The 24,562-nt window shown below is 62.1% G+C and carries 25 protein-coding genes; 12 read left to right on the forward strand and 13 right to left on the reverse strand.

What is annotated here, in order from left to right:
- The first annotated feature begins 23 nt into the window (after positions 1-23).
- The 4 genes from flgA (at position 24) to ACN9MZ_RS23440 (ending at position 3,242) form a co-directional block, all read left to right on the forward strand.
- The gene (gene flgA, locus ACN9MZ_RS23425; protein ID WP_426339260.1) at positions 24-710 is read left to right on the forward strand and encodes a flagellar basal body P-ring formation chaperone FlgA; all 687 of its coding nucleotides are present in this window, start codon (positions 24-26) and stop codon (positions 708-710) included.
- Positions 711-805: 95 nt separating this feature from the next.
- Positions 806-1,129 carry a flagellar biosynthesis anti-sigma factor FlgM gene (flgM, locus tag ACN9MZ_RS23430; RefSeq protein WP_426339261.1) on the forward strand — a complete coding sequence of 108 codons (324 nt, stop codon included), beginning with the start codon at positions 806-808 and terminating at the stop codon, positions 1,127-1,129.
- Between the two features lie 6 nt (positions 1,130-1,135).
- The gene (locus tag ACN9MZ_RS23435; protein ID WP_426339262.1) at positions 1,136-1,600 is read left to right on the forward strand and encodes a flagella synthesis protein FlgN; all 465 of its coding nucleotides are present in this window, start codon (positions 1,136-1,138) and stop codon (positions 1,598-1,600) included.
- Between the two features lie 76 nt (positions 1,601-1,676).
- Complete coding sequence (locus tag ACN9MZ_RS23440) at positions 1,677-3,242, forward strand: hypothetical protein (RefSeq protein WP_426339263.1); 1,566 nt, start codon at positions 1,677-1,679, stop codon at positions 3,240-3,242.
- Positions 3,243-3,292: 50 nt separating this feature from the next.
- On the opposite strand, the gene motD is transcribed toward ACN9MZ_RS23440, so the two are convergent.
- From motD to ACN9MZ_RS23480, 8 genes are all read right to left on the reverse strand, one after another.
- Positions 3,293-4,054 (reverse strand): flagellar motor protein MotD, encoded by a 762-nt coding sequence (gene motD, locus ACN9MZ_RS23445; protein ID WP_426339264.1) that lies wholly within the window; start codon positions 4,052-4,054, stop codon positions 3,293-3,295.
- 1 nt (position 4,055) lies between these two features.
- On the reverse strand, positions 4,056-4,802 hold the full coding sequence (locus ACN9MZ_RS23450) for a flagellar motor protein (RefSeq protein ID WP_426339265.1): 747 nt from the start codon (positions 4,800-4,802) through the stop codon (positions 4,056-4,058).
- On the reverse strand, positions 4,784-5,515 hold the full coding sequence (locus ACN9MZ_RS23455) for an RNA polymerase sigma factor FliA (protein WP_057260429.1): 732 nt from the start codon (positions 5,513-5,515) through the stop codon (positions 4,784-4,786). The genes ACN9MZ_RS23450 and ACN9MZ_RS23455 overlap by 19 nt, the downstream gene beginning before the upstream one ends.
- Before the next feature lie 17 nt (positions 5,516-5,532).
- On the reverse strand, positions 5,533-6,333 hold the full coding sequence (locus ACN9MZ_RS23460; RefSeq protein ID WP_426339266.1) for a MinD/ParA family ATP-binding protein: 801 nt from the start codon (positions 6,331-6,333) through the stop codon (positions 5,533-5,535).
- Positions 6,326-7,696, reverse strand: coding sequence for a flagellar biosynthesis protein FlhF (flhF, locus tag ACN9MZ_RS23465; protein ID WP_426339267.1), 1,371 nt, complete (start codon positions 7,694-7,696; stop codon positions 6,326-6,328). Before flhF ends, ACN9MZ_RS23460 begins: the two co-directional genes overlap by 8 nt.
- Before the next feature lie 265 nt (positions 7,697-7,961).
- On the reverse strand, positions 7,962-10,091 hold the full coding sequence (gene flhA, locus ACN9MZ_RS23470) for a flagellar biosynthesis protein FlhA (protein WP_426339268.1): 2,130 nt from the start codon (positions 10,089-10,091) through the stop codon (positions 7,962-7,964).
- A gap of 12 nt (positions 10,092-10,103) precedes the next feature.
- Positions 10,104-11,240, reverse strand: coding sequence for a flagellar biosynthesis protein FlhB (gene flhB / locus ACN9MZ_RS23475; RefSeq protein ID WP_426339269.1), 1,137 nt, complete (start codon positions 11,238-11,240; stop codon positions 10,104-10,106).
- 81 nt (positions 11,241-11,321) lie between these two features.
- Positions 11,322-12,353, reverse strand: coding sequence for a fumarylacetoacetate hydrolase family protein (locus ACN9MZ_RS23480; RefSeq protein WP_426339270.1), 1,032 nt, complete (start codon positions 12,351-12,353; stop codon positions 11,322-11,324).
- Between the two features lie 92 nt (positions 12,354-12,445).
- On the opposite strand from ACN9MZ_RS23480, the gene ACN9MZ_RS23485 reads away from it, so the two are divergent.
- The 4 genes from ACN9MZ_RS23485 to ACN9MZ_RS23500 all read left to right on the forward strand — a co-directional run bounded on the left by ACN9MZ_RS23485 (position 12,446) and on the right by ACN9MZ_RS23500 (position 14,031).
- Complete coding sequence (locus tag ACN9MZ_RS23485) at positions 12,446-12,853, forward strand: DUF2061 domain-containing protein (protein WP_426339271.1); 408 nt, start codon at positions 12,446-12,448, stop codon at positions 12,851-12,853.
- Between the two features lie 93 nt (positions 12,854-12,946).
- On the forward strand, positions 12,947-13,129 hold the full coding sequence (locus tag ACN9MZ_RS23490; RefSeq protein ID WP_426339272.1) for a hypothetical protein: 183 nt from the start codon (positions 12,947-12,949) through the stop codon (positions 13,127-13,129).
- 84 nt (positions 13,130-13,213) lie between these two features.
- The gene (locus ACN9MZ_RS23495) at positions 13,214-13,591 is read left to right on the forward strand and encodes a VOC family protein (RefSeq protein ID WP_426339273.1); all 378 of its coding nucleotides are present in this window, start codon (positions 13,214-13,216) and stop codon (positions 13,589-13,591) included.
- A gap of 8 nt (positions 13,592-13,599) precedes the next feature.
- The gene (locus ACN9MZ_RS23500) at positions 13,600-14,031 is read left to right on the forward strand and encodes an EF-hand domain-containing protein (protein ID WP_426339274.1); all 432 of its coding nucleotides are present in this window, start codon (positions 13,600-13,602) and stop codon (positions 14,029-14,031) included.
- Here ACN9MZ_RS23500 and ACN9MZ_RS23505 read toward each other — a convergent pair whose 3' ends face one another.
- Positions 14,032-14,748 carry a pseudouridine synthase gene (locus ACN9MZ_RS23505; protein WP_426339275.1) on the reverse strand — a complete coding sequence of 239 codons (717 nt, stop codon included), beginning with the start codon at positions 14,746-14,748 and terminating at the stop codon, positions 14,032-14,034. It abuts the gene before it with no gap.
- A 143-nt stretch (positions 14,749-14,891) separates the two neighbouring features.
- Between ACN9MZ_RS23505 and ACN9MZ_RS23510 the strand changes: the two genes are divergently transcribed.
- Positions 14,892-15,185 carry a hypothetical protein gene (locus ACN9MZ_RS23510; protein ID WP_426339276.1) on the forward strand — a complete coding sequence of 98 codons (294 nt, stop codon included), beginning with the start codon at positions 14,892-14,894 and terminating at the stop codon, positions 15,183-15,185.
- 117 nt (positions 15,186-15,302) lie between these two features.
- Here the strand turns inward: ACN9MZ_RS23510 and ACN9MZ_RS23515 are convergent, their stop codons facing one another.
- Genes ACN9MZ_RS23515 through ACN9MZ_RS23530 form a run of 4 tightly spaced genes read right to left on the reverse strand, consistent with a single transcriptional unit; the run spans position 15,303 to position 18,352 of the window.
- Positions 15,303-16,301, reverse strand: a complete 999-nt coding sequence (locus ACN9MZ_RS23515; protein WP_426339277.1) for a S49 family peptidase — start codon at positions 16,299-16,301, stop codon at positions 15,303-15,305.
- Positions 16,298-16,663 (reverse strand): Rieske (2Fe-2S) protein, encoded by a 366-nt coding sequence (locus ACN9MZ_RS23520; protein ID WP_426339278.1) that lies wholly within the window; start codon positions 16,661-16,663, stop codon positions 16,298-16,300. The genes ACN9MZ_RS23515 and ACN9MZ_RS23520 overlap by 4 nt, the downstream gene beginning before the upstream one ends.
- A complete protein-coding gene (locus ACN9MZ_RS23525; RefSeq protein ID WP_426339279.1) occupies positions 16,663-17,322 on the reverse strand; it encodes an HAD-IIIA family hydrolase in 660 nt (219 codons plus the stop codon). The genes ACN9MZ_RS23520 and ACN9MZ_RS23525 overlap by 1 nt, the downstream gene beginning before the upstream one ends.
- A gap of 10 nt (positions 17,323-17,332) precedes the next feature.
- A complete protein-coding gene (locus ACN9MZ_RS23530) occupies positions 17,333-18,352 on the reverse strand; it encodes an RluA family pseudouridine synthase (RefSeq protein WP_426342951.1) in 1,020 nt (339 codons plus the stop codon).
- 567 nt (positions 18,353-18,919) lie between these two features.
- Between ACN9MZ_RS23530 and ACN9MZ_RS23535 the strand changes: the two genes are divergently transcribed.
- The 3 genes from ACN9MZ_RS23535 to moaA are packed head-to-tail and all read left to right on the forward strand — an operon-like array spanning position 18,920 to position 24,561.
- Positions 18,920-22,081, forward strand: a complete 3,162-nt coding sequence (locus ACN9MZ_RS23535) for an Rne/Rng family ribonuclease (protein WP_426339280.1) — start codon at positions 18,920-18,922, stop codon at positions 22,079-22,081.
- On the forward strand, positions 22,074-23,435 hold the full coding sequence (chrA, locus tag ACN9MZ_RS23540) for a chromate efflux transporter (protein ID WP_426339281.1): 1,362 nt from the start codon (positions 22,074-22,076) through the stop codon (positions 23,433-23,435). The genes ACN9MZ_RS23535 and chrA overlap by 8 nt, the downstream gene beginning before the upstream one ends.
- 13 nt (positions 23,436-23,448) lie before the next feature.
- Positions 23,449-24,561, forward strand: a complete 1,113-nt coding sequence (moaA, locus tag ACN9MZ_RS23545) for a GTP 3',8-cyclase MoaA (protein WP_426339282.1) — start codon at positions 23,449-23,451, stop codon at positions 24,559-24,561.
- The last annotated feature ends 1 nt before the right edge of the window (position 24,562 follow it).

Below are 24,562 nucleotides of genomic sequence, written 5' to 3' on the forward strand. Positions count from 1 at the left end.
GCGCCAGAGCTAAGATGGGCAACATGAAACAATTCCTCATCATTGCAAGCCTGTTTGCGGCCAGCGCGGTCCAGGCCACTCCGGCCCGCATGGAGCCGGCCGCCCTGCGCCAGGTAGCCGAACAATTCCTGCAAGTCCAGGCTGCCGGCCTGCCGGGCAAGGTCACGGTCAGCGTCGGCGCAGTCGATCCACGCCTGAACCTGGCGCCCTGCCCCGCGCCGGAAGCCTTCCTGATGCCAGGCGCGCGCGCCTGGGGCAAGACCACCGTTGGCGTGCGCTGTGCGGCGCCTTCGCCGTGGACGGTATATATTCAGTCCCAGGTATCCGTGTTGGGCAGTTATGTGGCCGCAGCCGTGCCGCTGGTGCAGGGCCAGTCCATCGAGGATGGACAGTTGGCGATGATGCAAGGCGAACTGACCGCCCTGCCGCCCGGCATTGCCACCGACAAGGCGCAACTGGTCGGCAAGACCAGCAGCATGTCGATTTCGGCCGGCACCCCGGTCCGGGTGGACATGGTAAAGGCCAAGCCGGTGATCCTGCAGGGCCAGCTGGTCAAGCTGGTCACCCGCGGCAACGGCTTCTCGGTTTCGGCCGAAGGCAAGGCGGCCGGTTCGGCGGCGGAGGGACAGGTAGTGGCAGTTCGCACCGGCAATGGCCAGCAAATCAGCGGGATTGCCCGCCTGGGCGGACTGGTCGAAGTAGCTTTTTGAACAAGTTTCACGATGCCAGCTAAAGTTTGGCCGCAGGTTGCCGTAATAGACTCGTATGCCGGGGTAAAGTACTCCAACCAGACGAGGATAATGCTGTGAAGATCAACGATACATTGAAGAACACGCCGGGCTTGCCAAGTTCGCCCGCGACGTCCGGGAACGCGCGCAGCGCGGACAGGACTGCCGCAGCGACTTCCACCGCACCACAGGCAGGTACCGACAATGTGCGCCTGTCCCCGCAAGGACAGGCAATGGCGGCCAGTGGCGCAGCAGCCAGCAATGCCGTGTTCGACACCAAGAAAGTCGAACGCATCAAGATGGCAATTGCTGACGGCCAGTTCCAGGTCAATTCGGAAAAAGTGGCAGACGGTTTGCTGGACACGGTCCGCGACCTGCTGCACGCACGTAAGCAACGCTAAGGAAGCATGATGGCCGCCGTCTCCCCCAAACACAGCCTGCAGGCTGAGTTAAGCAAGATCACGGAATTGCTGGAAGTCCTGAAACAGGAACAGCAAGACCTGGTAGCGGCCGACATCGACCACCTGACCTCGCTGACCCCGCACAAGTCGGCCCTGGTCAATGAAATGGCCACCCTGGCCACCGCGCGCCACCGCGCCCTGGCCGACGCCGGTTATCCAGCGATGGAACTGGGCATGGAGTCCTGGCTGGAAGCCCAGCATGACGATGCTGCCAATATCCTGTGGCAGCAGTTGCTGGACCAGACCCGGGCGGCAAAGGAATTGAACCGCCTGAACGGCGTGCTGATCAACAAGCACCTGGGCCACACTCAGGGCGCGCTGCAGGCCTTGCGCCCGCAGCAGACCACGGTCTACGGCCCGAGCGGCATGACCACCGCCGGCACGACGCGGCGCGGCTTCATCGCCGGCTAAGCCTTTGCGCAGCCGGCACAGCGCCGGAGCGGTCGAAATGTGTGACTTTTTATGCAACCTTCTGCATAATGGGCGCATGCGTACATTTCTCTCAGGAATTATTCTGGCGGCCACGACTGCCCAAGCCGATGCGGCCTCCGTTCACTCCGCCCTTGGCGGAGAACAGTTCGGCTTGCAGCCTGCCGACAATTATCAACTGGCTAACGGCCGCTGCAGGGACTGCGGCCAGAAACAGGCCTTGTGGTATTTCCAGGACGAGCTGATTGCCCTGCCGCCCGCCAGTGCCAACGATGCGCCCGGCCTGGTCTGGCTCGGTTCGCCGCAATTGGTGCCGCAGGCACGCTTTGACGGCACAGCGCTGCATACGGCGGATGGGACCACGCTCAACTTCCGTCTCGCGCCAAAGATCGCCAGCAACCGCTCTTACTTCAACGCCAGCTCGGAAGCCTTCTTCCGCCAGCGCGAGGTGCGCGTGCGCGGCCAGTGGGATGAGGCCGGGCAGCAGTTCGTGGCGCGCACGATCTGGCCGCGCGACTATGTGATCGATGCCGGCAAGCTGCCGGTGCAGCCGCTGTCCGGGGCCGACGACCTGCAGGGCTTCGTGCGGCATGCCGAGGGCGGCGCGCGCGGCGAGTACGCGGTGCGCAAGGTGTGGCAGCGCCCCGGCGCCATGCCGGCCGAGCTGTCCGGCAAGCCGGTGCTGGCCGTGATGCTGAGCGGCGCCCAGGGCGACGACGATGAAGCCTACGGCGGCCATTTCGCCATCGCCACCGGCCGGCTGGGGCCGCAAGGCGAGTGGTCCGACTGGCTGGTGAATAATTTCTACGGCCTGGATTCCTACAGCGAAAAAGGCATCGTGGCGTCGGCACTGCCGATGGATAACTACCTGATGGACCTGAACAGCGGCCAGCAGTACTACCGGCCGTCGTACATGCTGGTGGCCGTGCTGAAGGATCCCCGCACGGCGCAGGCTTACCAGGCCAACGTGAACCAGGTGTTCCGCGATTTCTATGCCCACCATTTCAGCTACCAGCATGCGGCTGCCAACTGCACGGGGATCAATGTCGACGTGCTGCGCAAGCTGGGCTGGCAATGGCCGCTGCAGGGGCCGACCAATCGCCTGAAAGCCGTTGGCGCCTTTGCGTATATGGCAGCGAAAGAAATGAGCATTGCCAGCGGCAAGAAGGCCTACAGCTATTTCACCGAGGAGCAGACCCGCTTGCACCCGGCGGTGGCGTTCGATGCGCTGGGCAAGGATTTGCTGAACGTGCTGGGCGGGCAGGCTGGACGCCAGTTGAGCGGCTTCGAACAGCAGTTGCAGTCGGATGTGGAGGCGGTGATGCTGGTGCGGATTCCGCAGGTGCCTTCCAGCCGGGCGTTTGGTTCGGCGCCGGCGTATTCGATCGATGAATTCATGGCGCGTGCGCCGCAGGATCGCAGCAAGTGGCAGGTGGTGCCGACGGAGCCCAGGCCGTTTCCTGAGGAGTTGATGGACGAGCAGGCGAAGAAGAATTTGCAGACGTCGGCGTGGCCGATGGCGGCGCTGGTGTTGCTGGTGGCGGCGATCGGGACTGCGTGGCACTGGCGGCGCAGGCAAAAGCTGCGGCAGCAGGTGCCGCATCCGGAGCGGCTGCGCGCGTAAAACCGGTAAATCTGGGTCAGACCCTTGGGTCTGACCCAGATTTACCGGTTCTAAGGGTTTGCAATCTCAGTAGCAGGATCCGGAATCCCGGAAAGAATCGTCACCGCCACCCGCCGATTGCGCGCCCGCGATTCCGGGTTGTCATTCGACGCCACCGGCTGGTTGTCCGCATGCCCCACCGCCGTCATGCGTGAAGCAGCAATCCCCGACTCGATAAACAGCCTGACCACGCTCCCCGCCCGCACCGCAGACAACTCCCAGTTCGACGGAAAGATCGCATTCCTGATCGGAACATTATCGGTATGCCCCTCCACCTGCACATTGTGCGGGTCGTCCTTCAGCAGCGTCGCCACAGCCGTCAGCGCCTCGCGCGATTCCTCGGTCAGGCTCGCATCGCCAGCCCTGAACAGCACCGAAGCATTGATTTCCACGCTCACCCCGCGGCTATTCTGGGTGACCCGCACCTTGCCCTCCTTGACGAGTGGCGCCAGGGTGCTGGCCAGGTCCTTGGCCAGGCGCGTCATCTGCTCCTTCTCCTTCTTGATCGCCTCATTGCGCTTGCGCGAAGCCGGGTTAGGAATTGGTAGGCTCTGGACTTCGGTATTGGTCGGCGGCGCCGCGCCGGCCCCGCCAAACGCATCGCCTAGCGCATCGGAAAAGACCTTGTATTTTCCGGTATTGATCGAGGACACTGCGTACATCACCACAAAGAAGGCGAACAGCAGCGTAATGAAGTCGGCGTAGGAGATCAGCCAGCGCTCATGGTTCTCGGGATCGTCGTCGAACTTGCGGCGTGCGCGGCGGTATTGCATGTCACGGCTCCCGCATCAGGGTCGCGATCCGTTCATCGATCACGCGCGTGAAGTCGCCGGTGGCGATGTCGTAAAACACCGTTGCCGTCAGCTCCTGCAGGTAGACCTGGCGCGTAACGATGGTCTTCAGCTTGTTGGCAATCGGGTAGAAGAACAGGTTGGCCAGGCCGACGCCGTAAATGGTCGACACGAAGGCCACGGCAATGCCGGAACCGAGCTTGCTCGGGTCGGTCAGGTTTTCCATCACGTGGATCAGGCCCAGCACGGCGCCCAGGATGCCGATGGTCGGTGAATAGCCGGCGGCCGATTCCCAGATCCGCACCGCCTGGCGTTCGGCCGTTTCGAAGGCGGTGATCTCCATGTCCAGCAACTGGCGCATCTTGTCCGGATTGATCCCGTCCACGATCATGCGCAAGCCCTTGGCGACAAACTTGTCCTTGGCGCCGAGCATGGGGCGCTCCAGCGCCAGCAGCCCGTCGCGGCGGGCCAGCATGCTCCAGTTATTGATGTCGCGTGCCAACTGGGCGCGGGTGTCTGGCGGCGGTTTGAACACCCAGCGCAGCATGGTCAGGCCGCGGCGCAAAGTTGGCCGGGTGGTCTGCAGCATGACGGCACCGAACGTGCCGATCACCACGATGGCGAAGGCCGCCGGCTGCAGCAAGGAGCTGACCTTGCCGCCCTCCAGCCCCTGGCCGACGATGATGCCGGCCAGCGCCAGCAGAACGCCGGCTACGCTGGACCAGTCCATGCCTGCTCCCGCAGCGAGGCACGCAGGCGCGCCACGGCTTGTGTGTGCAACTGCGATACCCGGGATTCGGACACGCCCATCACGGCGCCGATTTCCTTCAGGTTCAGCTCTTCCTCGTAGTAAAGGCCCATCAGCATTTTCTCACGTGGGGGTAGCGCTTCAATCGCATCGATCACAGCCTGGCGGAAGTCGGTGTCGAGCAGCGCGCGCAGCGGATCGGCATCTTCATCATGGGCGTAGCGGTCGAGGAAGCTGTCGTTGCCGTCTTCCTCGTGAAAATCTTCGTAGTACACCAGCTGGTGGCCGCCGCCTTCGGACAGCATTTCCTGGTAGTCGGCCAGCGACAGCTTGAGCGACTTCGCCACTTCCGACTCGGTCGGCGGGCGGCCCAGGCGCTGCTGCAGCGTGGCCATGGCGTTTTCAATCTTCCGCATGTCTTGCCGCATCGAGCGCGGCATCCAGTCGGAAGAGCGCAATTCATCGAGCATGGCGCCGCGGATGCGCATCACCGCGTAAGTCTCGAACTGGGCGCCGTGGGTCTCTTCATATCGATTAATAGCGTCAAGCAAGCCGATCATGCCGGCCTGTACCAGGTCATCCACTTCCACGCTGGGCGGCAATTTTGCCTTCATATGGTGGGCCAGGCGCTTCACCAACGGCATGTGCGTCGTCAGCAAGGAATCCTTGTCCACCTTCCCTTTGACCGTGTACATAAAGGTTCTAATTCTTTTCAGGCTCTAAAATGGTTGCAGCTCCCCATCGCAAAACGCCCTGCCAGCTGGCGGAAGGCCACTGAAGCCCCGGCCAATGGGAAGGCGTCCACCACCGCACGACCCAGGCGGGCTGCACGCTGCAGGTATTCGTCAGCCGGCACAGAACCCATGGAAACAAGGTTGACTGCCAGGTAACGGCTTGCCGCATGTGCCATATTATCGTAAACCACCCTTGCTTCGGCCTCCGAAGCGCCGGTGACCAGGATGCCGAACGGCCTGCGGCCCAGTTCATGGTTGAGACGCTTGATCATCATATAAGCATTCTTGATCGAAGTGGCGCTGTTCGACACCTGTACTACGATCTCGGAACTGCCCATCAAGGGCACTGGAAACGCTTCGCCGTCGAATTCGCCGTCCACCAGCACGATGCCGGCCTGGCTGGCCAGCACGCCGAAGGCCTTGGCCAGGCGGCGCCCTTCGTCCGGGCCGCGGCGCGCCTCGCCGCGCGTCATCGACACCACATTGAATCCCTGCGGTGCCGCATGCAGCACCTGGTTCAGGCCGCAGTGCTGGCGCGCCACGTCGAGCAGGCTGGCGCCGTGGTCCAGCCCGAGGCGGGACACCACGCCGTGGGCGCTGGCACAGGCATCGACCAGCAGCACATCGTTGCCGGCCTGCGACAGCGAGGCGCCCAGGTTAACCAGCATGGCGCCCTTGTCGTCCTGCGGCGTGGCCGACAGGAAGGTGATGATGCGTGGCCGGGGGCCGGCCAGCATCCGGCGCAGGCCTTCGGCCTGGTCGAAGTCGAAATTAGCCAAGGCGTACCTCGCGCAGCATTGGGTCATGGGCGGCGCCGGCAACCAGCAGCGGCAGTTCGGCATCGCCGTATTTCGGAGCGGCCTGGCCGCCGAAGGCGCGGCCCACCAGCACTGCCGGATCGGCCAGGTGCAGGTCTTCCGGCACGCGCTGGCCATTGGACATGTAGAACAGGCGCAGCTTGTGGCGGATCACCACATCCAGTGCGGAGCCGATCGAGGCGGCTTCGTCCAGCTTGGTGATGATGGCACCGGCCAAGCCGCTGCCCTGGTAGGCACGTACTACTTCGGACAGGGTTTCCTGGGTCGAAGTAGCGTTCAGGCACAGGATGCGCTGCACATTCGTGCCCACGCCCTGCAGCATGGCGACCTGCTCGGCCACCATCTGGTCACGCTGGCTGACACCGACAGTATCAATCAGCACGGTATGCTTGTTGCGCAGTTCATTCAAGGCGATGCGCAGGTCGGCTTCATCCTTCACCGAATGCACCATTACGCCCAGGATCTTGCCGTAGATACGCAGTTGTTCGTGGGCGCCGATACGGTAGGCGTCCGTCGTGATCAGGGCCAGTTTTTCCGCTCCGTGGCGCATCACGCAGCGCGCCGCCAGCTTGGCGGTGGTGGTGGTCTTGCCGACGCCGGTCGGGCCGACCAGGGCGAACACGCCACCCTTTTCCAGCAACGCGTCTTCGTTATTCATGGCGTTGATGTTGCGGGCCAGGACGGTGCGCATCCATTGCAAGGCTTCGGCGCCGTCGCGGGTGGCAGGCAGCTTGTCGGTCAGGTAGCGCGCCAGGCTGGCGGAGAAGCCGGCCGCCAGCAGTTCACGCAGCACCGCGGTCTTGTGCGGTTCGCGTTGCTGGGTATTGGCGAAGGCCAGTTCGTTGAGCTGGGTTTCCATCATGCCGCGCATGGCGCGCAGTTCGCTCATCATGCTGGTCATTTCGGCGGCGGCCGTGGCTTTGGCGCTGGCGACGGCTTCGGCGACCAGGGAGGAAATGCGGTCCATGTCCACCGCTGGCGCGGCCGCAAGCGGCGCAATCGGGCGGGCCGGTGCGCGCGGGGCGGACGGTACTGGACGGGCGGTGGCGCGCACCACCGGCGCTGCGGGCTGGGCGACCAGGGCCGGTGCATGCTCCACGGCCGACGAGGCTGGCGCCAGGTCCAGGTGCGGCGCCGGTGCGGACATCGGGGAATCCGGGGAGTGCGGTGCCAGGGCGGCGGCATCGTCGCCGGCCAGGGCCAGGATTTCCACCGCACCATCGACGGCGCGGTTGGAAAGGATCACCGCATCCGGGCCAAGCGCTTCGCGTACCTTGCGCAGCGCTTCACGAGATGTTGGGGCGGTAAATTTTTTGACGTTCATTTCCTGCTACTCCGACAGATTCGCACATGGTCAAATTATTGACGATGCATCGAAGTAACAATCGGTGGAATAGCCTGGGAAATGCGGCTTAATTCAAAACCCGGCAAATCCGGGTCTGCCCCAAGGATCAGATCCTGTCAACGCAACTAGCGTGGTTTTGGTTGTGCGCAGTTGATCTTCGACGAAGGTCAAAGGCCCAGAGCCAACCCCGCAGCAGGTGAACAGACGGGGTCTGACCCTTGGGTCAGAGCCGGGATTACCGGTTTTACTGCGCACCAACCAGCGAAGTCACGCGAATCGTCTTCGTCTCCGGAATCTCCGAATGCGACAGCACTTTCAGCTGCGGCAGTGCGCGGCGCAGGAACTTGGACAGCAGCGGACGCAGTGCGCCCGGCACCAGCAGCACCGGCGTCACGCCCAGCGCCTCCTGCTGCTGCGTTGCCGCCGCAGCCTGCTGGGCAATCGTATCGGCCAGCCCCGGCTCAATGCCTGCCGCGTCGCCGGCACCACTTGTCATGGCCTGCATCAGCAAGCGCTCCAGGCGATTGTCGAGCGTCATGACAGACAGCTCCCCGCCGGCCGGGAACAACTGCTGCACGATCGCCCGGCCCAGGGCCACGCGCACCTGCGCAGTCAGCTCATTCGGATCCTGGGTATGCGGCGTGAACTCGGCCAGCGTCTCAATAATGGTGCGCATGTCGCGGATATGCACGCCTTCCGCCAGCAGGTTCTGCAGCACCTTCTGCAGCGCCGACAGCGACAGCATCTTCGGCACCAGGTCCTCCACCAGCTTCGGCGAATCCTTGCCCAGGTGATCCAGCAAGGACTGCACTTCTGCGCGGCCAAGCAATTCGGAGGCATGCGATGTGATCAGGTGATTCAGGTGGGTGGCCACGACGGTGCCCGCATCGACCACGGTATAACCCATGCCGGTAGCCTGGTCGCGCAGCGAGGCGTCGATCCAGATGGCCGGCAGGCCGAAAGCCGGATCGGTAGTGACCATGCCCGGCAGCGTGCCGCTTGCCATGCCCGGATTGATCGCCAGGTACTGGCCGTTGAATGCCTCGCCGGTACCGACCTCTACGCCTTTGAGCGTGATGCGGTAGGCGGAAGGCTTCAACTCCAGGTTGTCGCGGATGTGCACCGGCGGCGCCAGGAAGCCAACTTCCTGCGCAAATTTCTTGCGAATGCCCTTGATACGCTTCAGCAGTTCGCCCCCCTGGGTCTTGTCGACCAGCGGGATCAGTCGATAGCCCACTTCCAGGCCGAGGGTATCGACCGCCATCACGTCCTGCCAGGTCGCCTCTTCCTGCTCCGGGGCCGCCTGCGCACCGGCCGCGGCGCCGGCAGCACCACCACCGCCAGGCCCGCCGGCCTCCTGCGCAGCAACCGTTTCCGCCTTTTCCTTCGCGCGCTTCTGCAGCATGTAGCCGGAGCCGATCAGGACCGACGCCAGCAGGATGAACACCAGGTTAGGCATGCCGGGAATCAGGCCCAGGCCGCCGATGATGCCGCCAGTGATGAACAGCACTTGCGGCTTGGCGAACAACTGACTGATCACCTGCGTGCCGATGTCGGTCTCGGAGGCGACCCGCGATACCACGATACCGGCTGCAATCGAAATCACCAGCGAAGGAATCTGCGCCACCAGGCCGTCGCCAATCGCCAGCAGCACGTAGTTTTTCAGCGCGTCGGCAAAGCCCATGTCGTGCTGGATCATGCCCACCAGCAGGCCGCCCACCACGTTGATGACGGTCACCAGGATGCCTGCCACCGCGTCACCGCGCACGTATTTCGAGGCACCATCCATGGCGCCGTAGAATTCCGCCTCCTGCGAAACCTCATTACGGCGGCGCTTTGCTTCCGGCTCGCCGATCAGGCCCGCGTTCAGGTCGGCGTCAATCGCCATCTGCTTGCCTGGCATTGCGTCCAGTGCGAAACGCGCCCCCACTTCAGCGATACGGCCGGCGCCCTTGGTGACCACCACGAAGTTGATAATGGTCAGGATCACGAACACCACGATACCGACCGTGTAATTACCGCCGATCAGGAAGTGGCCGAACGCCTCAATCACCTTGCCTGCCGCATCCGGGCCGGTGTGGCCCTCGGTCAGCACAACGCGGGTCGAGGCCACGTTCAGCGACAGGCGCAGCATGGTCGAGACCAGCAGCACAGTCGGAAATGCCATGAAGTCCAGCGGCTTGATCGTGTACAGGCTGGTCAACAGCACGATGATCGACAGCGCGATATTGAAACTGAAGAACAGGTCGAGCACGAACGCCGGCAAGGGCAGGATCATCATCGCCAGCAGCATGATGATCAGGATCGGTGCAGCCAAGGCCTGGCCGTTACCGGCAATACCTTTCATCCATGGCGGCATGTTCAGGGCGTTCATTCTCTACTCCGTTTATTTCTTGTTCAGTGGGTCCATATCGTCCGGCACATCGAGCCTGGACGGGCGATCCGGGTAGCGCAGGCCTGGACGATAGGCCTTGATCTGGTACACATACGCCAGCACTTCAGCCACGGCGGCGTACAGGCGCGGCGGGATTTCATCGCCTATTTCAGTGTGCTTGTGCAGGGCACGCGCCAGCGGCGGCGCTTCCAGGATGGCAACCCGGTGCTCTTTGGCCAGCTCGCGGATCTTGGCCGCCACTTCGTCGGTACCCTTGGCGACCACGCGCGGCGCGCCCTGCCCGCCTTCGGCATATTTCAGCGCCACCGCATAGTGGGTCGGGTTGGTCACCACGACGTCGGCGGTCGGCACTTCCTGCATCATGCGTTTCTTCGCCATTTCGCGCTGGAGCTGGCGGATCTTGCCCTTGATTTGCGGGTTGCCGTCCGATTCCTTGGATTCCTGGATCAGCTCCTGGCGCGTCATCTTCAGCTTGTTCGCGTAATGCCACATCTGGTACGGCGCATCGATCAGGGCGATGAACCCCAGCGCGCCGACGATCACGATGAAGCTGAAGCCCAGCATATTCATGACATGGGTGCTGCCGGTATGCAGCGGTTCGAGCATCAGGCCGATTGCCTCCTGCTGCTGGCGCGAAATGACCATATAGGCCACCACGCCGACGATGATGGACTTGATGATGGCCTTGACCAGTTCAACCAGCGAGTTGGTGGAGAACATATTGCCGATGCCCGTGATGGGATTCAGCTTCATGAAATTGGGGGTGAAGGCCTTGGCCGAAAACAGCCAGCCGCCGACCAGCAGCGGCGAAGCCAGGGCCACCACCATCACGGCGACGGCGATCGGCAGGCAGGCCAGCATCACCTGCACCACGTCGACCAGGATGCGGGTCACCAGGACATCGGGATTGTAGACTTGCTCGCGCGTCAGCGACAGCCCCGAGGTGAGGCTGCGGCTCAATTCGCGCACCAGGCCGGAGCCGGTCATCCACAGCCCGGCACCCGCTGCCATGAGAACGGTAAAGGTCGCCACTTCGCGCGACCGGGGTACATCCCCTTCTTCACGCGCCTGCTCGAGGCGCCTCTGTGACGCGGGTTCTGTTTTCTCGGCTTCGCTGTCTTCAGCCATTGACCGCTCCTGTTATCGACCGTGCCATTATCGCTGCGGCCGGGCAAGAGCTATCGCTGGAAAAGGGAGGTAAATCCCGCTTTACTCGGCGGGGGCCGCCTCCGGCGCGGTTGCTGCGGCCGCCTTAGGACGGCCCAGTTGCCAGACTTGCTGGTCGATGGCGCCGAAGATGGATTTGCCGTCCGCGTCCAGCATTTCGATCTTGATCGTGTCGCCGAAGGACATGAAGGAAGTTGTCGGCTTGCCATCAGCGATCATTTCCAGGCAACGCTTCTCGGCGATGCAGGAATAGCCCTTTTTCGCATCCTTGTTGGACACGGTGCCGGAACCGACGATGGTGCCGGCGCGCGCATTGCGCGTTTTCACCAGATGCGAAATCAACTGGGCGAAGTTGAACACCATGTCCACGCCCGCATTCGGCTGGCCTACCAGCTTGCCGTTCCAGCTCGAGCGCAGCGGCAGGTGGACCTTGGCGTCGCTCCAGGCTTCGCCCAGTTCGTCCGGCGTCACGGCCACTGGCGAGAAGCTGCTGGCCGGCTTGGACTGGAAGAAGCCGAAGCCTTTGGCCAGCTCCTCGGGGATCAGGTTGCGCAGCGAGACGTCGTTGACCAGCACCAGCAGGCGAATCTGCTGGAAAGCCACGTCGGGCGTGGCGCCCATCGGCACATCGTCGGTAATCACGGCGATTTCCGACTCGAAGTCGATGCCCCATTCTTCATGCTTCAACTCGATGTCGTCGCAAGGGCCGATGAAATCGTCACTGCCACCCTGGTACATCAGCGGATCTTCCCAGAACGAGGCCGGCATCTCGGCATTGCGTGCCTTGCGCACCAGCTCGACGTGATTGACGTAGGCCGAACCGTCGGCCCACTGGAAGGCGCGCGGCAGCGGTGCCATGCAGTTCTTCGGCTCGAAGTCGAAGCTGCGGCGGGCCTTGCCCTCGTTGAGCTGGCGGTACAGCTCGTCAAGCTGGGGCGAGATGAAGCTCCAGTCATCCAGCGCGCGTTGCAGGCTGCGGGCGATGCCATCGGCGACCACGGCGGTTTTCAGGTCGCGGGAGACGACGAGCAATTGGCCGTCGCGGGTACCGTCTTTGAGGGTGGCGAGTTTCATTTTAGGAATGCTATCGATTCGGTAGAGATAATCAATTTTACCTCCTGGATGCGAATCATTACCATTTGACTCAACTGGAAAGGATTTCGATCATGGCAATTGCAGCGAAGAAGATGAGTCAAGTCACCACCCACATGGGAATTGCCTTTGGCCTGATGTACGTCTTGACCGGTTCGGTCGCGTTCGGCGGCCTGGCTGCCGTGCTGGAACCGGTGATCAACGTCGTGCTGCTGCCATTTCATGAAAAGGCCTGGCACGCACTGCGCACGCGCTTCAGCGCACGCCGGCTGGCACTTGTCGCGGCGGAAAAAGTATCGCAAACCGGGATGCACGCGCTGGTTGCCTTCGCTACCTTGTACGCGGCAACCGGCTCCCTTGCCTTCGGCGGTTTGGCCGCTGTGCTGGAGCCGATTATCAATGTGATCGCCCTGCCCTTCCACGACCGCTTGTTCGATCGCCATGTACTGCGCGTTGCCCCATCGGCTCTTGCTGCTGCCTGATCACCTCGGCAGAAGACTTCTACGGATAGCAGCAGCTTCAAGCCAGCCTACAAGTCGAGCAAGTGGCTGAGCGCCGCCGCATGGGACCGTCATATGATGAATCTCGGTAAGCCGCAATGGTATGGGACGCAATTCGCCAGACGCGCCCCGAAGCTGCCGTGGGAACTCTACCTGTTCGACGAGAATGCTGTTACTGACGAGGAGCGAAAAGCGCTCGGCGTCATGACCCGGGACGAGTCGCGCGCCAGGCTGGCGCAAATGAACAAGCCGCGTTGACCAAGCCCGCGTGCGGCAGCGAACGGACGCAATTCACCTGGGGGCCTAGTCTCGGCTTGTCATTCAAACCGCTGGAGGCGAATCATGTTTGCCGACAAGGACGCAATCGCGATGATTGCTGTGAAAGATCTTGACGCTGCTGCCAAATTCTACGGGGACGTGCTCGGCCTGGAAAAGCTCGACAGCCCGGAACAGCAGGTCATGATATTCCGTAGCGGCGCGAGCAAGCTCAACGTCTATCGTTCGGAATATGCCGGTACCAACAAAGCTACCGCCGTCATGTGGAATGTCGGCAGTGAATTGGAATCCATTGCCGCACGACTCAAGGCCAAGGGCGTGACATTCGAACATTACGATTTGCCCGGCCTGGCACTTGAAGGCGACATCCATGTCGGCGGCCATATGAAAGTGGCGTGGTTCAAGGATGTCGACGGCAATATCCTCAGCATTGTGAGCGAATAGGAGGCCATATGAATCCGAAAGCACTTGGCTTGTTTGCGGGCGCACTGCTTTCCGTCCACGCGCTGGCAGCAGCACCAGATGCAGAGAAAGAGTTCAGCACAATGGATACAGACCATGACGGCAAGGTATCCGCAACCGAACATGCGGCCGGGGCGAAGCTGATGTTCGGGAAGATGGATGCCAACCATGATGGCAAGGTAACCGCTGCAGAAATGACGGCAGCTCACCAGGCCATCAGCGGCCAGGCGGCAAAGAAATCGGACATGCCGGCAGCCGACAAGATCAAGGCCGTCGATTCTGACGGCGATGGCGTGCTTACTGCCGAAGAGCACGCCAAAGCATCGGCATCCATGTTTGCGAAAATGGATACCGACAAGGACGGTTTCCTGAGCAAGCAGGAAATGGCCGCGGGACATGCGGCCATGATGAAGAAACAGTGATCAGGCCGGCGCCAATAACGCGAGCTGTTCGGGGGTGAGGTAGCACCATTCCCCTTCCTGCAGGCCCAGAGAATCGAGTTGCAATTGGCCGATGGCGGAGCGGTGCAGCGCGGAGCAATGATTGCCGGCAGCTGCGAGCATGCGCTTGACCTGGTGGTACTTGCCCTGCTCCAGCACGATCTCGAGCTGGTTCTCGCCGCGCTTGATGCAGGTGACGGCAGCCAGGGGAGCCGGCTCATCATGCAACTGGACGCCGGCCAGCATCTGGGCCACCAGCTCGTCGGTCACCGGTTCGGCCGTGGTGGCCAGGTAGACCTTGGGCACGTGGCGCTTGGGCGAAGACTGCGCGTGGATGAACGGGCCGTCATCGGACATCAGCAGCATGCCCGTGGTGTCATGGTCGAGGCGGCCAACCGGCTGGACTTCGCGCCAGGTGAATTGCTCAGGCAACAAGGTCAGCACGCCAGGGTGGTGGCTGGGCTTGCGGGAGCATTCGTAGTCGGAAGGCTTGTACAGGGCAATGTAGAGGTGCTCGCGATAAACCCACTCTTCGCCGAACACTTCCAGCACCAGGCCGTCGGTTTCGATAGTCGCTTTATAGTTGTCCTGCACTTCGCCGCCGATGGAAACGTCACCGTCTTCGATCAGGGCGCGGCAGTATTTACGGGTGCCGAAGCCTTGCGACTGCAGGATTCGGTCCAGGGATAATTTACTCATGGGGCGGGATTTTACCGGATTTACGCTACCGCAAGCCTCCCTATTGATGCAGATCAAAGGGCGTGACAGTCGAGTTGGTACACTTAAATAGCATTAGGAATCTGCTGACTGGGCTATAGGAATTTCTTTGGGAGATCTCAGCAATGAAGCTCTACATCAACCGTAAGTCGTTGGCACAGGCCCATGCCGCTTCGCTGGAAACCAAATTGGCAGTCGCGCGCTGGAGCGGCCAGGCAGGGGCAATGCCGCAAGCGTTGTGGCGGCGTCAACAGGGTGCGGAACTGCTGGAGTGGCTGCTGCAAGGCGGCTTTTCAACCGAAGACCAGAGCGCAGAAACGAAAACAGCGGCCAGGGGCCGCCGTTCTCTTGCCTCCCAAAGAGACAGTGACGAGGAATGTGAATTCACTCAAGTCCGCATCCGTAATGCGGCTGCGTAGTCTGCCTCAAGAATTGATTGCTAATCGCCCTCCCCTTGAATCGAACTACACCGTCAATATAGTCCACGTCGGGGAAATGGCAAGCAAAAATGCCAATGTTGACTGCTGAGCCAAGTTTCAGCGCAAGCTCGGCTTGGCAGCATCGGCGGCGGCCTTGATGGCGCCATAACCAACTGCTGCGCCAAACTTCTTCAGCACGCGCTCTGGCAGGTTTTCATGCTGGGTGTAGTCGACAATGTCTTCCGCTTTCACGATGTCGCGCGCCACGCTGTCGACGCTACCCAGGTCATCGGCCAGTCCCATGTCGATGGCACGCGCGCCAGTCCAGTACAGGCCGGAGAACATGTCGGGGGTTTCCTTCAGGCGCTTGCCGCGGCCGGTACGCACCACGTCGATGAATTGTGCATGGATTTCCTTGAGCATGGTCTGCGCATGCTGCTTCTGCTTGTCCGACTGGGGGCTGAACGGGTCCATGAAACCCTTGTTTTCGCCAGCGGTGAGCAGGCGGCGTTCCACGCCCAGCTTTTCCATGGTGCCAGTGAAGCCGAAGCCATCCATCAGCACCCCAATCGAGCCAATGATGCTGGCCTTGTTGACGTAGATGCGATCGGCGGCCGAGGCGATGTAATAGCCGCCCGAGGCGCAGATTTCATCGACCACCACGTATAGCGGCTTTTGCGGGTAGCCGTGGCGCAGGCGGCGGATCTCGTCCACGATCATGCCGGCCTGGACCGCGCTGCCGCCCGGGCTGTTGATGTGCAGGACGATGGCCACCGAGCCGCTATCCGAGAAGGCTTTGTTCAGCGCGGGAATCACCACGTCAGCAGCACCGCTGCCTTCAGACTCGATACTGCCTTCGATTTCGATCAGGGCGGTATGGCGGCCCAGGGCCTCGGCATCGCCGCCCATCAGGTTAACGCCGAAGTAGCTGGCCAGGGCGAAGAAAATGATCGCCAGTGTCGACACCTTGAAGAAAATGCTCCAGCGGCGATTGGCGCGCTGCTCCTTCAGTGTAGCGAACACAAGCTTTTCCAGCACTTCCCGCTCCCACTTGATCGGAGGATTCTCGGCCGAGGGCGCTGGCTGGGTGTTATTGTTGTCGTTGATATCACTCATGGTCGTGGGCGCACGTAATCGTCAGGCTGCCAGTAAATGTTTTCGTCGCGCTCAATCACGGCAATCGGGCGCAGTCGACCGCCGCGGCATGGGCCGCCGGCACATTGGCCATTCTCAGGCATATAAATGGCGCCGTGTGTGGAACACATGATATAGAGGCCGCTCGATTCAAAGAACTCGCCCTCAGCCCAGTCCAGCTCGATCGGCACGTGGGCGCAACGGTTCAGGTAAGCATAGACCTTGCCGCCATAGCGCACCACGAAGCCGGTAGTGTCTTCGCCACCGGCGCGCAAGGGGAAACGGATGCCCTTGCCGCCTTCCAGCAGAGCCTCGGCAGCGCAAACCAAGATGTCAGCATCCATCAAGCGTTTTCATTCAGCCATTGGTGCAATTGCGGCACAGTCCGCGCCGAATACACCGGGTTGCAGGCAGCCAGTTGTTCCAACGGATGGGCGCCATATTCGACGGCGATGCCGGACGAACCCGCATTTTGCGCCATCATCAGGTCATGTGTGGTGTCGCCAATCATCACGGTCCTGCGCAAATCCTGGCCCAGTTCGCGGGTCAGTTCCTGCAGCATGGCCGGATGCGGCTTGGAGAAAGTCTCGTCGGCGCAGCGCGTGGCATCGAAAGTCGACAACAGTCCAGCGGCGTTCAGGGAACGATTCAGGCCGACTCGGCTCTTGCCGGTCGCCACAGCAAGAAAATAGCCCTGCTGCGACAAGTCCTGCAACATGTCGTGCACGCCATCGAACAGTGTCAACTCGTGGTCCTTCGCCAGGTAGTGATAGCGGTAGCGCTCCATCACGCGCGGATAAATCTTCGGGTCGAGGTTCGGCATGGCGACCTGCATGGCCTCTCCCATGCCCAGGCCGATCACGTGGGCGGACTGTTCCCTGCTCGGGATAGGCAGGCCCAGGTCCTTGGCGGCAGCCTGGATGCACTTCACGATGGTTGCGGTGCTATCCATGAGCGTGCCATCCCAATCGAAGACGATCAGGTCAAATTGCTTGCGCGGCATTATTTTTTTCTCAATTCAATGGTTTCCCCAAGCTTACCAAGAATCGCTGGCATTCGGCGGCCAAAGGCGCATTCAAGGTCATAGGCTTGCCCGTCTCCGGGTGCGTAAACGTGATCTGGTGGGCATGCAGGAACATGCGTTTCAGCGCGCCACGCGTTTCGGTGGCCTTTTGCAGCGCCTTGTTCAGTGCAAAATCGCCGTATTTATCGTCACCTGCAATCGGAAAGCCCGAAGATTGCAGATGAACGCGAATCTGGTGGGTGCGGCCGGTCTTCAGCTCGGCTTCCAGCAGCGCAAAACCGTCGAATTTCTGCAGCAGGCTGAACACGGTATGCGAGGCCTGGCCGTCGGCTTGCACGCGCACGCGGCGCTCGCCGTCCGGAAGCGTGTATTTATGTAATGCCAACTTTACGTGCTGGCGCTTGTTCTTCCAGTCGCCCACCGCCAGGGCCAGGTAGCGCTTGTCGGTCAGTCCGTCGCGCATCTGGTCATGCAGGTTGGTCAGGGCAGTACGCTTCTTGGCGATCAGCAGCAGGCCGGAGGTTTCCCGGTCGAGGCGGTGCACCAGTTCCAAGAACTTGGCGTCCGGGCGGGCTGCGCGCAACTGCTCGATGACGCCAAATGACACGCCAGAACCGCCATGGACGGCAACGCCGCAAGGTTTGTTGATCACCAACAGGTTGGCGTCTTCAAAAATGACGTCGAATTCGGCGGCCGGAACGGACATCTCTTGCTTTTCAGCAATACGAATCGGCGGAATGCGCACCAGGTCGCCCGCGTTCAGTCGGTACAACTGGTCGATGCGGCCCTTGTTAACCCGCACTTCACCCGAGCGCAGGATACGATAGACGTGGCTCTTCGGCACACCTTTGCAAACACGCAACAGGTAGTTATCGATCCGCTGACCGGCCTCTTCTTCAGTGATTGTGACGAATTGTGCTTGCGGCAGGACCTGTTGGGGGGAAGCGGAATCGGCTTTTTGCGACTTGTTTTGCGCCGGCTTCCCAGAATTTCTCTCTAAGTCCTTCATTTTGAATATATAATCGTTATGCCGCGGTTTAATCTGCTGCATGTGTAAAGAATTAAACGTACATTTTACACAGGGGCGTATCTACTGGCCTCGCCAAACGCAAATTCGGTAGAAAAAATTGTATACGCACATTCGTGCGCCGATCAGGGTCGCAACCACTGTTGCCATCGGCTCGAGCGCTCGTGTGCTGAATTAGACTGGCTGGATTGTTAGGATAAGTCCGGCGAGCAAGCACTACAGTCGTTGCTCGCTGGTTGATGAAGTGGATAACGCTTGCCGTTTCGCCAAGGTACCATACAAGATGCCCTGGCCCGACGATGTGCGCACGCCTGCATTCTCCCGCCACCCGGCAACGCTCGGGCCGTTGGATGATGTTGCACGCAGTGCGCAAACTCGGCATGACGATCGGCTTCATGCGCCCAATGCGGCGGCAGCGCCTCGCGCAGCTGCGCCGCATGACGAGGCATTTCCCCCTACAGCCTCCTTAATTCACGCGTATATCCTTGTACTTCGCCGTCTCCACGGAGACGGCTTTGACATGGCCCAAGGGTCGCGGAGTTAATAAAAATGAAACGCATGTTGTTTAATGCTACGCAGCAAGAGGAGTTGCGCGTAGCAATTGTCGACGGTCAAAAATTGATCGATATCGACATCGAGACCGCCGGACGAGAGCAGCGCAAGTCCAATATCTACAAAGGCGTCATCACTCGAATCGAACCCTCCCTCGAAGCTTGCTTCGTCAGCTACGGCGAAGACCGCCACGGCTTCCTCCCCTTTAAAGAAGTTGCCCGTTCCTATTTCCGCGAAGGCGTCGACGTGCGCAATGCATCCGTCAAGGAAGCGCTGCGCGAGGGCCAGGAAATCATGGTGCAGGTGGAAAAGGAAGAACGCGGCAATAAAGGCGCGGCACTGACCTCCTTTATTTCGCTGGCTGGCCGCTACCTGGTCCTGATGCCGAACAACCCTCGTGGCGGTGGTGTTTCCCGCCGGGTGGAAGGCGAAGAGCGCCAGGAACTGCGCGAAACCATGGACAAGCTGGACTTGCCACAAGGCATGTCGGTGATCGCCCGTACCGCCGGCATCGGCCGTACCGTGGAAGAGCTGCAGTGGGACTTGAACTACCTGATGCAACTGTGGCGCGCCATCGAAGGCGCCTCCAAGGCAGCCTCCGGCGCGTTCCTGATCTACCAGGAATCGTCCCTGGTGATCCGCGCCATTCGCGACTACTTCCAGCCTGATATCGGCGAGATCCTGATCGACACCGACGAGATCTACGAACAGGCGCACCAGTTCATGTCGCACGTGATGCCGGACATGGTGCACCGCGTGAAGCGCTACAGCGACGACGTGCCGCTGTTCTCCCGCTTCCAGATCGAACACCAGATCGAAACCGCGTACTCGCGCACGGTTCCGCTGCCATCGGGTGGCGCCATCGTGATCGACCACACTGAAGCCCTGGTCTCCATCGACGTCAACTCGGCCCGCGCCACCCGCGGTTCGGACATCGAAACCACCGCCTTCCACACCAACTGCGAAGCCGCCGACGAAGTGGCCCGCCAGCTGCGCCTGCGCGACCTGGGCGGCCTGATCGTGATCGACTTCATCGACATGGAAGTGGCGAAGAACCAGCGCGAAGTCGAACAACGCCTGAAAGACGCCCTGCACCACGACCGTGCACGTGTCCAGATGGGCAAGATTTCCCGCTTCGGCCTGATGGAACTGTCGCGCCAGCGCCTGCGTCCTTCCCTGTCGGAAGGCTCGCACGTGACCTGCCCGCGCTGCTCGGGCACCGGCCACATCCGCGATACCGAATCGTCCGCCCTGCAGGTGCTGCGCATCATCCAGGAAGAGGCGATGAAGGAAAATTCGGCCGCCATCCACGTCCAGGTGCCAGTCGACGTGGCTGCCTTCCTGCTGAACGAAAAGCGCGGCGAAGTGCTGAAGATCGAGACCCGTCACCGCATCACCGTGATCCTGATCCCGAACAAGCACCTGGAAACCCCGCACTACAAGCTGGAACGCATCAAGCACGACGATCCACGCCTGGAAGACCACGCTGCTTCCTACACCATGGCCGAAGCTGCCGAGACCGACATGTCGTTCTCCAAGCGCCACAAGGAAGAAGCCAAGCCGCGTCAGGAAGCCGTCGTCAAGACCATTACCCCAGAGCAACCAGCTCCCATGGTGGAACATAAGCCGGAAGCTGCCAAGCCAGCCGCCGCCGCTCCACGCGCGGCTGCTCCAGCCCCGGCTGAAAAGGGCTTCTTCGCCAAGCTGATCGCCTTCTTCACCGGTGGTGAGAAGGAAGAGCCAGTGCAGCCGAAAGCGCCAGTCATCGTCACCAAGGCGCCAGCCAACGCAGAACGCGGCGATCGCAAGGATCGCGGCCAGCGTGGCCGTAACCGTGGCGGCAAAGGCGGCCGCGGCGAGCGCGAAGACCGCGAACCAGGCACCCGTCCAGGCGCCGAGGAAGCGAAACCGGCTGCAGAAGCCCGCAAGCCGCGCGAACAGCGCGAGCCACGTGAAGCGCGTGAGCCACGCCAGCCGCGTGAACCACGCGAGCAGCGCGAAGGCGCCGAGGCGGCCCAGGCCCAAGGCCAGCGTGCCGAGCGCGAACCACGCGAGCAGCGTGAGCCACGTGAACCGCGCCAGCCTCGCCAGCCACGCGAGCCGCGCGCCGAGAAAGCCGCTCCAGCAGAAGCCAAGGCAGAGGAATTGGCACTGGCAGCAGCAGGCGTCGGTCCAGTTGGCACCGGCACCGCTGCACCTGAGACTCCAGTACTGGTGAAGGCAGTGGGCAACACCGGACCAGAGGGGGAAGAGCATGAAGGCGCGGAAGGCGGCGACGAGCCACGCCGCCGCCGCCGCCGTGGTGGCCGCAACCGTAACCGTCGTGAGCGTGAAGGCGCTGAGGGCGTGGAAGATGCGGAAGGCGCGACCGAGGCAACGTTCACCGTTGCGCCGGCTGAAGGCGAAGCTGTTCCAGTGGCGGCCGCGGCCGCTACCGAAGCTGTGCCGGCCCCAGTTGCTGCCCCGGCTGCTGTCGCCGCAGAGCAGACATCCACTGAAGCTGCGAGCGCTGCCGCTGCCGAAGGCGCTGCTGCGCAAGCTGCTGCAGCCACGGCTGTCGAGGCGCCAGCGCTTGCTGAACCAGTTGCCGTGGCCCCTGTAGTAGCTGCGCCAGTCGAGCCTGCACCGGTAGCTGTCGCGCCAGTCGAGCCAGTCGAGCCAGTCGCCGTGGACTTGCCAGTCGCTGCTCCAGCAGCCGCTGAGCCAGTCGCAGCGGAGCCTGTCGTCAGCGCCCCAGCATCGCCACAAGGCGTGCTGCCTTTCGCTGAAGCCGCTCCGGCCACAACCGAACCGGCAACTGCCGAAGAAGTTGCTGCCGACGTCGTCGAGCCAGCTCCTGCCGCAACGCCAGCTCCAGCCGAGGCAGCGCCAGTCGCCGCCGCTCCGGCACCGGCCCCAGTTGCGCCAGCGCCAGCACCAGCGCCAGTTCCTGCCCCGGCAGCACCTGTGCCGGCCGCTGCCAAGGCAGACGTCGATGCCATGCTGGCTGCCGCCGGCCTGTCGATGGCAGTGACCGACCCGGCCAAGGCACGCGCGGCGCAGGAAGCTGCTGCCGCCGCCGCGACCACCCAACCGATCCGCGTGCCACGCGAGCGCAAGCCGCTGCCACCGGTTGCCAGCGAGCCGCTGGTGCAGGTTGAAACCAAGGCGAATGGCTAACCGGCCTTTCGCAGACGAAAAAGGGAAGCCAGGTGCTTCCCTTTTTCATGTCCCATTGTGGGAAGCATTCCTGTATTGGCTCAAGCTGGGCTTCATCAGCTTCGGCGGCCCGGCCGGACAGATCGCCCTGATGCACACTGAACTGGTTGAGCGCCGGCGCTGGATTTCCGAACACCGCTTCCTGCACGCACTGAATTACTGCATGCTCCTGCCCGGCCCGGAAGCCACGCAGCTCGCCATCTACATCGGCTGGCTGATGCACCGCACACTGGGCGGCATCATTGCCGGCGTACTGTTTGTACTCCCCTCGCTGCTACTGCTGATTGGCCTGTCCTGTGCCTACATGGCTTACGGCAGCCTGCCCGCCGTCGCCGGCATCCTGTACGGCATGAAGCCCGCTGTAGTCGCCATTGTGCTGGCTGCCGCATGGCGCATCGGCAAGCGCACACTGCGCAACCGCCCCTTGATGGCCATCGCACTGGCTGCCTTCGTCGCCATCAGCTTCATCAAGCTGCCATTCCCGGCGATTGTCGGCGCGGCTGCCCTGCTGGGCTGGGCCGGCGGCCGGCTTCGTCCTGAACTGTTTGCCCTGGGCGGCGCCGCGCACGGCCCTGCCGCCACGCAGGCGGTCCACCCTCCCGCCCTGATCGACGATGACACGCCAACGCCGCAGCACGCGCGCTTCAGCTGGACCGGACTGGCCCGCGTCGCCGCAGCCGGCATCGTATTGATGGCTGGCGGCTGGCTGCTGCTAGCATGGCTGTTCGGCATCGACAAGCCGCTGGCGCAGATGGCCTGGTTCTTCACCAAAGCCGCCATGATGACCTTTGGCGGAGCCTATGCTGTCCTGCCCTATGTCTACCAGGGCGGTGTCGAGCACTTCCACTGGCTGACACCTGCCCAGATGGTCGATGGCCTGGCCTTGGGAGAAACCACGCCCGGCCCTCTGATCATGGTGGTGGCGTTCGTCGGCTTCGTCGGCGCCTGGACGCAGGAAGCCGTTGCCGGCCACCCTGTCCTGGCAGGCGTGCTGGGCGCCACGGTCGCTGCCTGGTTTACCTTCGTGCCTTCCTTCGTCTTCATCCTGGCCGGCGGCCCGCTGGTCGAATCAACGCGCGGCAATATCCGCATGACCGCCCCGCTGACCGCAATTTCTGCCGCCGTGGTGGGAGTAATTGCCAGCCTGGCACTATTTTTCGGCATCCACGTGTTCCATCCAGCCGGCCGCTGGGAGTGGCCGGCCGTCGCCATCGCCGCTACCGCGGCCATAGCCTTAATGCAGTACAAGCAAGGAACAATCCGCGTATTGCTGGCCTGTGCGATTGCTGGCATCGTGCTATCGTACCGGGTGTAACCACGCACCCAGCATGACCGAAAAAATCATCCTCCTGAACGATGGCCGCAGCCAGGCGCCGGCCATCCCTGCAACGTTAGAGGCGCCCACCGGCCGCCTTCAGGACAGGTTCGCCCGTCCGCTGCACGACTTGCGCATTTCCATCACCGACCGCTGCAATTTCCGCTGCGTCTACTGCATGCCGAAGGAAGTGTTCGACAAGGACTACCAGTACCTGCCGCACAATGCCCTGCTCACGTTTGAGGAGATCACGCGTATTGCGCGCCTGTTCGTCGAGCACGGGGTCGAGAAGATCCGCCTGACCGGCGGCGAGCCGCTCTTGCGCAAGGACCTGGAACGACTGGTCGCCATGCTGGCCGAACTGCGCACGGTGAGCGGCAGGCCGCTCGACCTGACCCTGACCACCAACGGCTCGCTGTTGGCGCGCAAAGCGCAATCGCTGAAAGACGCCGGCCTGCAACGCGTCACCGTCTCGCTCGACGCGTTGGACGACGCCACTTTCAAGCGCATGAACGATGTCGACTTCGCAGTAGAGGATGTGCTGCACGGAATCGACGTGGCGCACAGCGTCGGCCTTGGTCCTGTCAAGGTAAACATGGTGGTCAAGCGCGGCATGAACGAACAGGAAATCCTGCCGATGGCGCGCCACTTCAAAGGCTCGCCTTCCATCCTGCGCTTCATTGAATTCATGGACGTCGGCACGTCCAACGGCTGGAATATGCACGACGTGGTGCCATCGGGCGAAGTGGTGCGCATGATCGGGGCCGAAATGCCTTTGGTACCGGTCGATCCGAACTATACCGGCGAAACGGCCGAACGCTGGCGCTACGTCGATGGCGCAGGCGAAGTCGGCGTAATCTCCAGCGTGACGCACGCTTTTTGCAAGGATTGTTCGCGTGCCCGCCTGTCGACCGAGGGCAAGCTGTACACCTGCCTGTTCGCATCGCGCGGCCACGACTTGCGCGCACTGCTGCGCGAAGGCCGCAGTGACGCAGAAATCTCATCCGCCATCGCTGCGCTGTGGCGCGTTCGGGCCGACCGCTATTCGGAACTGCGTACCATCAATACCGAAGGCCTGGCGCTGGGCGCCGACCGCAAAGTCGAAATGTCATATATCGGGGGCTAAG

The organism is Pseudoduganella sp. S-14, assembly GCF_049913285.1.
Classification (GTDB): Bacteria; Pseudomonadota; Gammaproteobacteria; order Burkholderiales; family Burkholderiaceae_D; genus Rugamonas.

Coding starts and splice junctions, on each gene's coding strand:
- flhA (WP_426339268.1), bottom strand. CDS start 10,091: ATGAACGCCCTGAACATGCCGCCATGGATGAAAGGTATTGCCGGTAAC.
- ACN9MZ_RS23530 (WP_426342951.1), bottom strand. CDS start 18,352: ATGAAGGACTTAGAGAGAAATTCTGGGAAGCCGGCGCAAAACAAGTCG.
- flhF (WP_426339267.1), bottom strand. CDS start 7,696: ATGAACGTCAAAAAATTTACCGCCCCAACATCTCGTGAAGCGCTGCGC.
- ACN9MZ_RS23510 (WP_426339276.1), top strand. CDS start 14,892: ATGAAGCTCTACATCAACCGTAAGTCGTTGGCACAGGCCCATGCCGCT.
- ACN9MZ_RS23520 (WP_426339278.1), bottom strand. CDS start 16,663: ATGGATGCTGACATCTTGGTTTGCGCTGCCGAGGCTCTGCTGGAAGGC.
- moaA (WP_426339282.1), top strand. CDS start 23,449: ATGACCGAAAAAATCATCCTCCTGAACGATGGCCGCAGCCAGGCGCCG.
- ACN9MZ_RS23495 (WP_426339273.1), top strand. CDS start 13,214: ATGTTTGCCGACAAGGACGCAATCGCGATGATTGCTGTGAAAGATCTT.
- ACN9MZ_RS23490 (WP_426339272.1), top strand. CDS start 12,947: ATGATGAATCTCGGTAAGCCGCAATGGTATGGGACGCAATTCGCCAGA.
- flgA (WP_426339260.1), top strand. CDS start 24: ATGAAACAATTCCTCATCATTGCAAGCCTGTTTGCGGCCAGCGCGGTC.
- ACN9MZ_RS23525 (WP_426339279.1), bottom strand. CDS start 17,322: ATGCCGCGCAAGCAATTTGACCTGATCGTCTTCGATTGGGATGGCACG.
- ACN9MZ_RS23455 (WP_057260429.1), bottom strand. CDS start 5,515: ATGTACACGGTCAAAGGGAAGGTGGACAAGGATTCCTTGCTGACGACG.
- flhB (WP_426339269.1), bottom strand. CDS start 11,240: ATGGCTGAAGACAGCGAAGCCGAGAAAACAGAACCCGCGTCACAGAGG.
- motD (WP_426339264.1), bottom strand. CDS start 4,054: ATGCAATACCGCCGCGCACGCCGCAAGTTCGACGACGATCCCGAGAAC.
- ACN9MZ_RS23450 (WP_426339265.1), bottom strand. CDS start 4,802: ATGGACTGGTCCAGCGTAGCCGGCGTTCTGCTGGCGCTGGCCGGCATC.
- ACN9MZ_RS23435 (WP_426339262.1), top strand. CDS start 1,136: ATGATGGCCGCCGTCTCCCCCAAACACAGCCTGCAGGCTGAGTTAAGC.
- ACN9MZ_RS23500 (WP_426339274.1), top strand. CDS start 13,600: ATGAATCCGAAAGCACTTGGCTTGTTTGCGGGCGCACTGCTTTCCGTC.
- ACN9MZ_RS23535 (WP_426339280.1), top strand. CDS start 18,920: ATGAAACGCATGTTGTTTAATGCTACGCAGCAAGAGGAGTTGCGCGTA.
- ACN9MZ_RS23440 (WP_426339263.1), top strand. CDS start 1,677: ATGCGTACATTTCTCTCAGGAATTATTCTGGCGGCCACGACTGCCCAA.
- chrA (WP_426339281.1), top strand. CDS start 22,074: ATGGCTAACCGGCCTTTCGCAGACGAAAAAGGGAAGCCAGGTGCTTCC.
- ACN9MZ_RS23515 (WP_426339277.1), bottom strand. CDS start 16,301: ATGAGTGATATCAACGACAACAATAACACCCAGCCAGCGCCCTCGGCC.
- ACN9MZ_RS23505 (WP_426339275.1), bottom strand. CDS start 14,748: ATGAGTAAATTATCCCTGGACCGAATCCTGCAGTCGCAAGGCTTCGGC.
- ACN9MZ_RS23485 (WP_426339271.1), top strand. CDS start 12,446: ATGGCAATTGCAGCGAAGAAGATGAGTCAAGTCACCACCCACATGGGA.
- ACN9MZ_RS23480 (WP_426339270.1), bottom strand. CDS start 12,353: ATGAAACTCGCCACCCTCAAAGACGGTACCCGCGACGGCCAATTGCTC.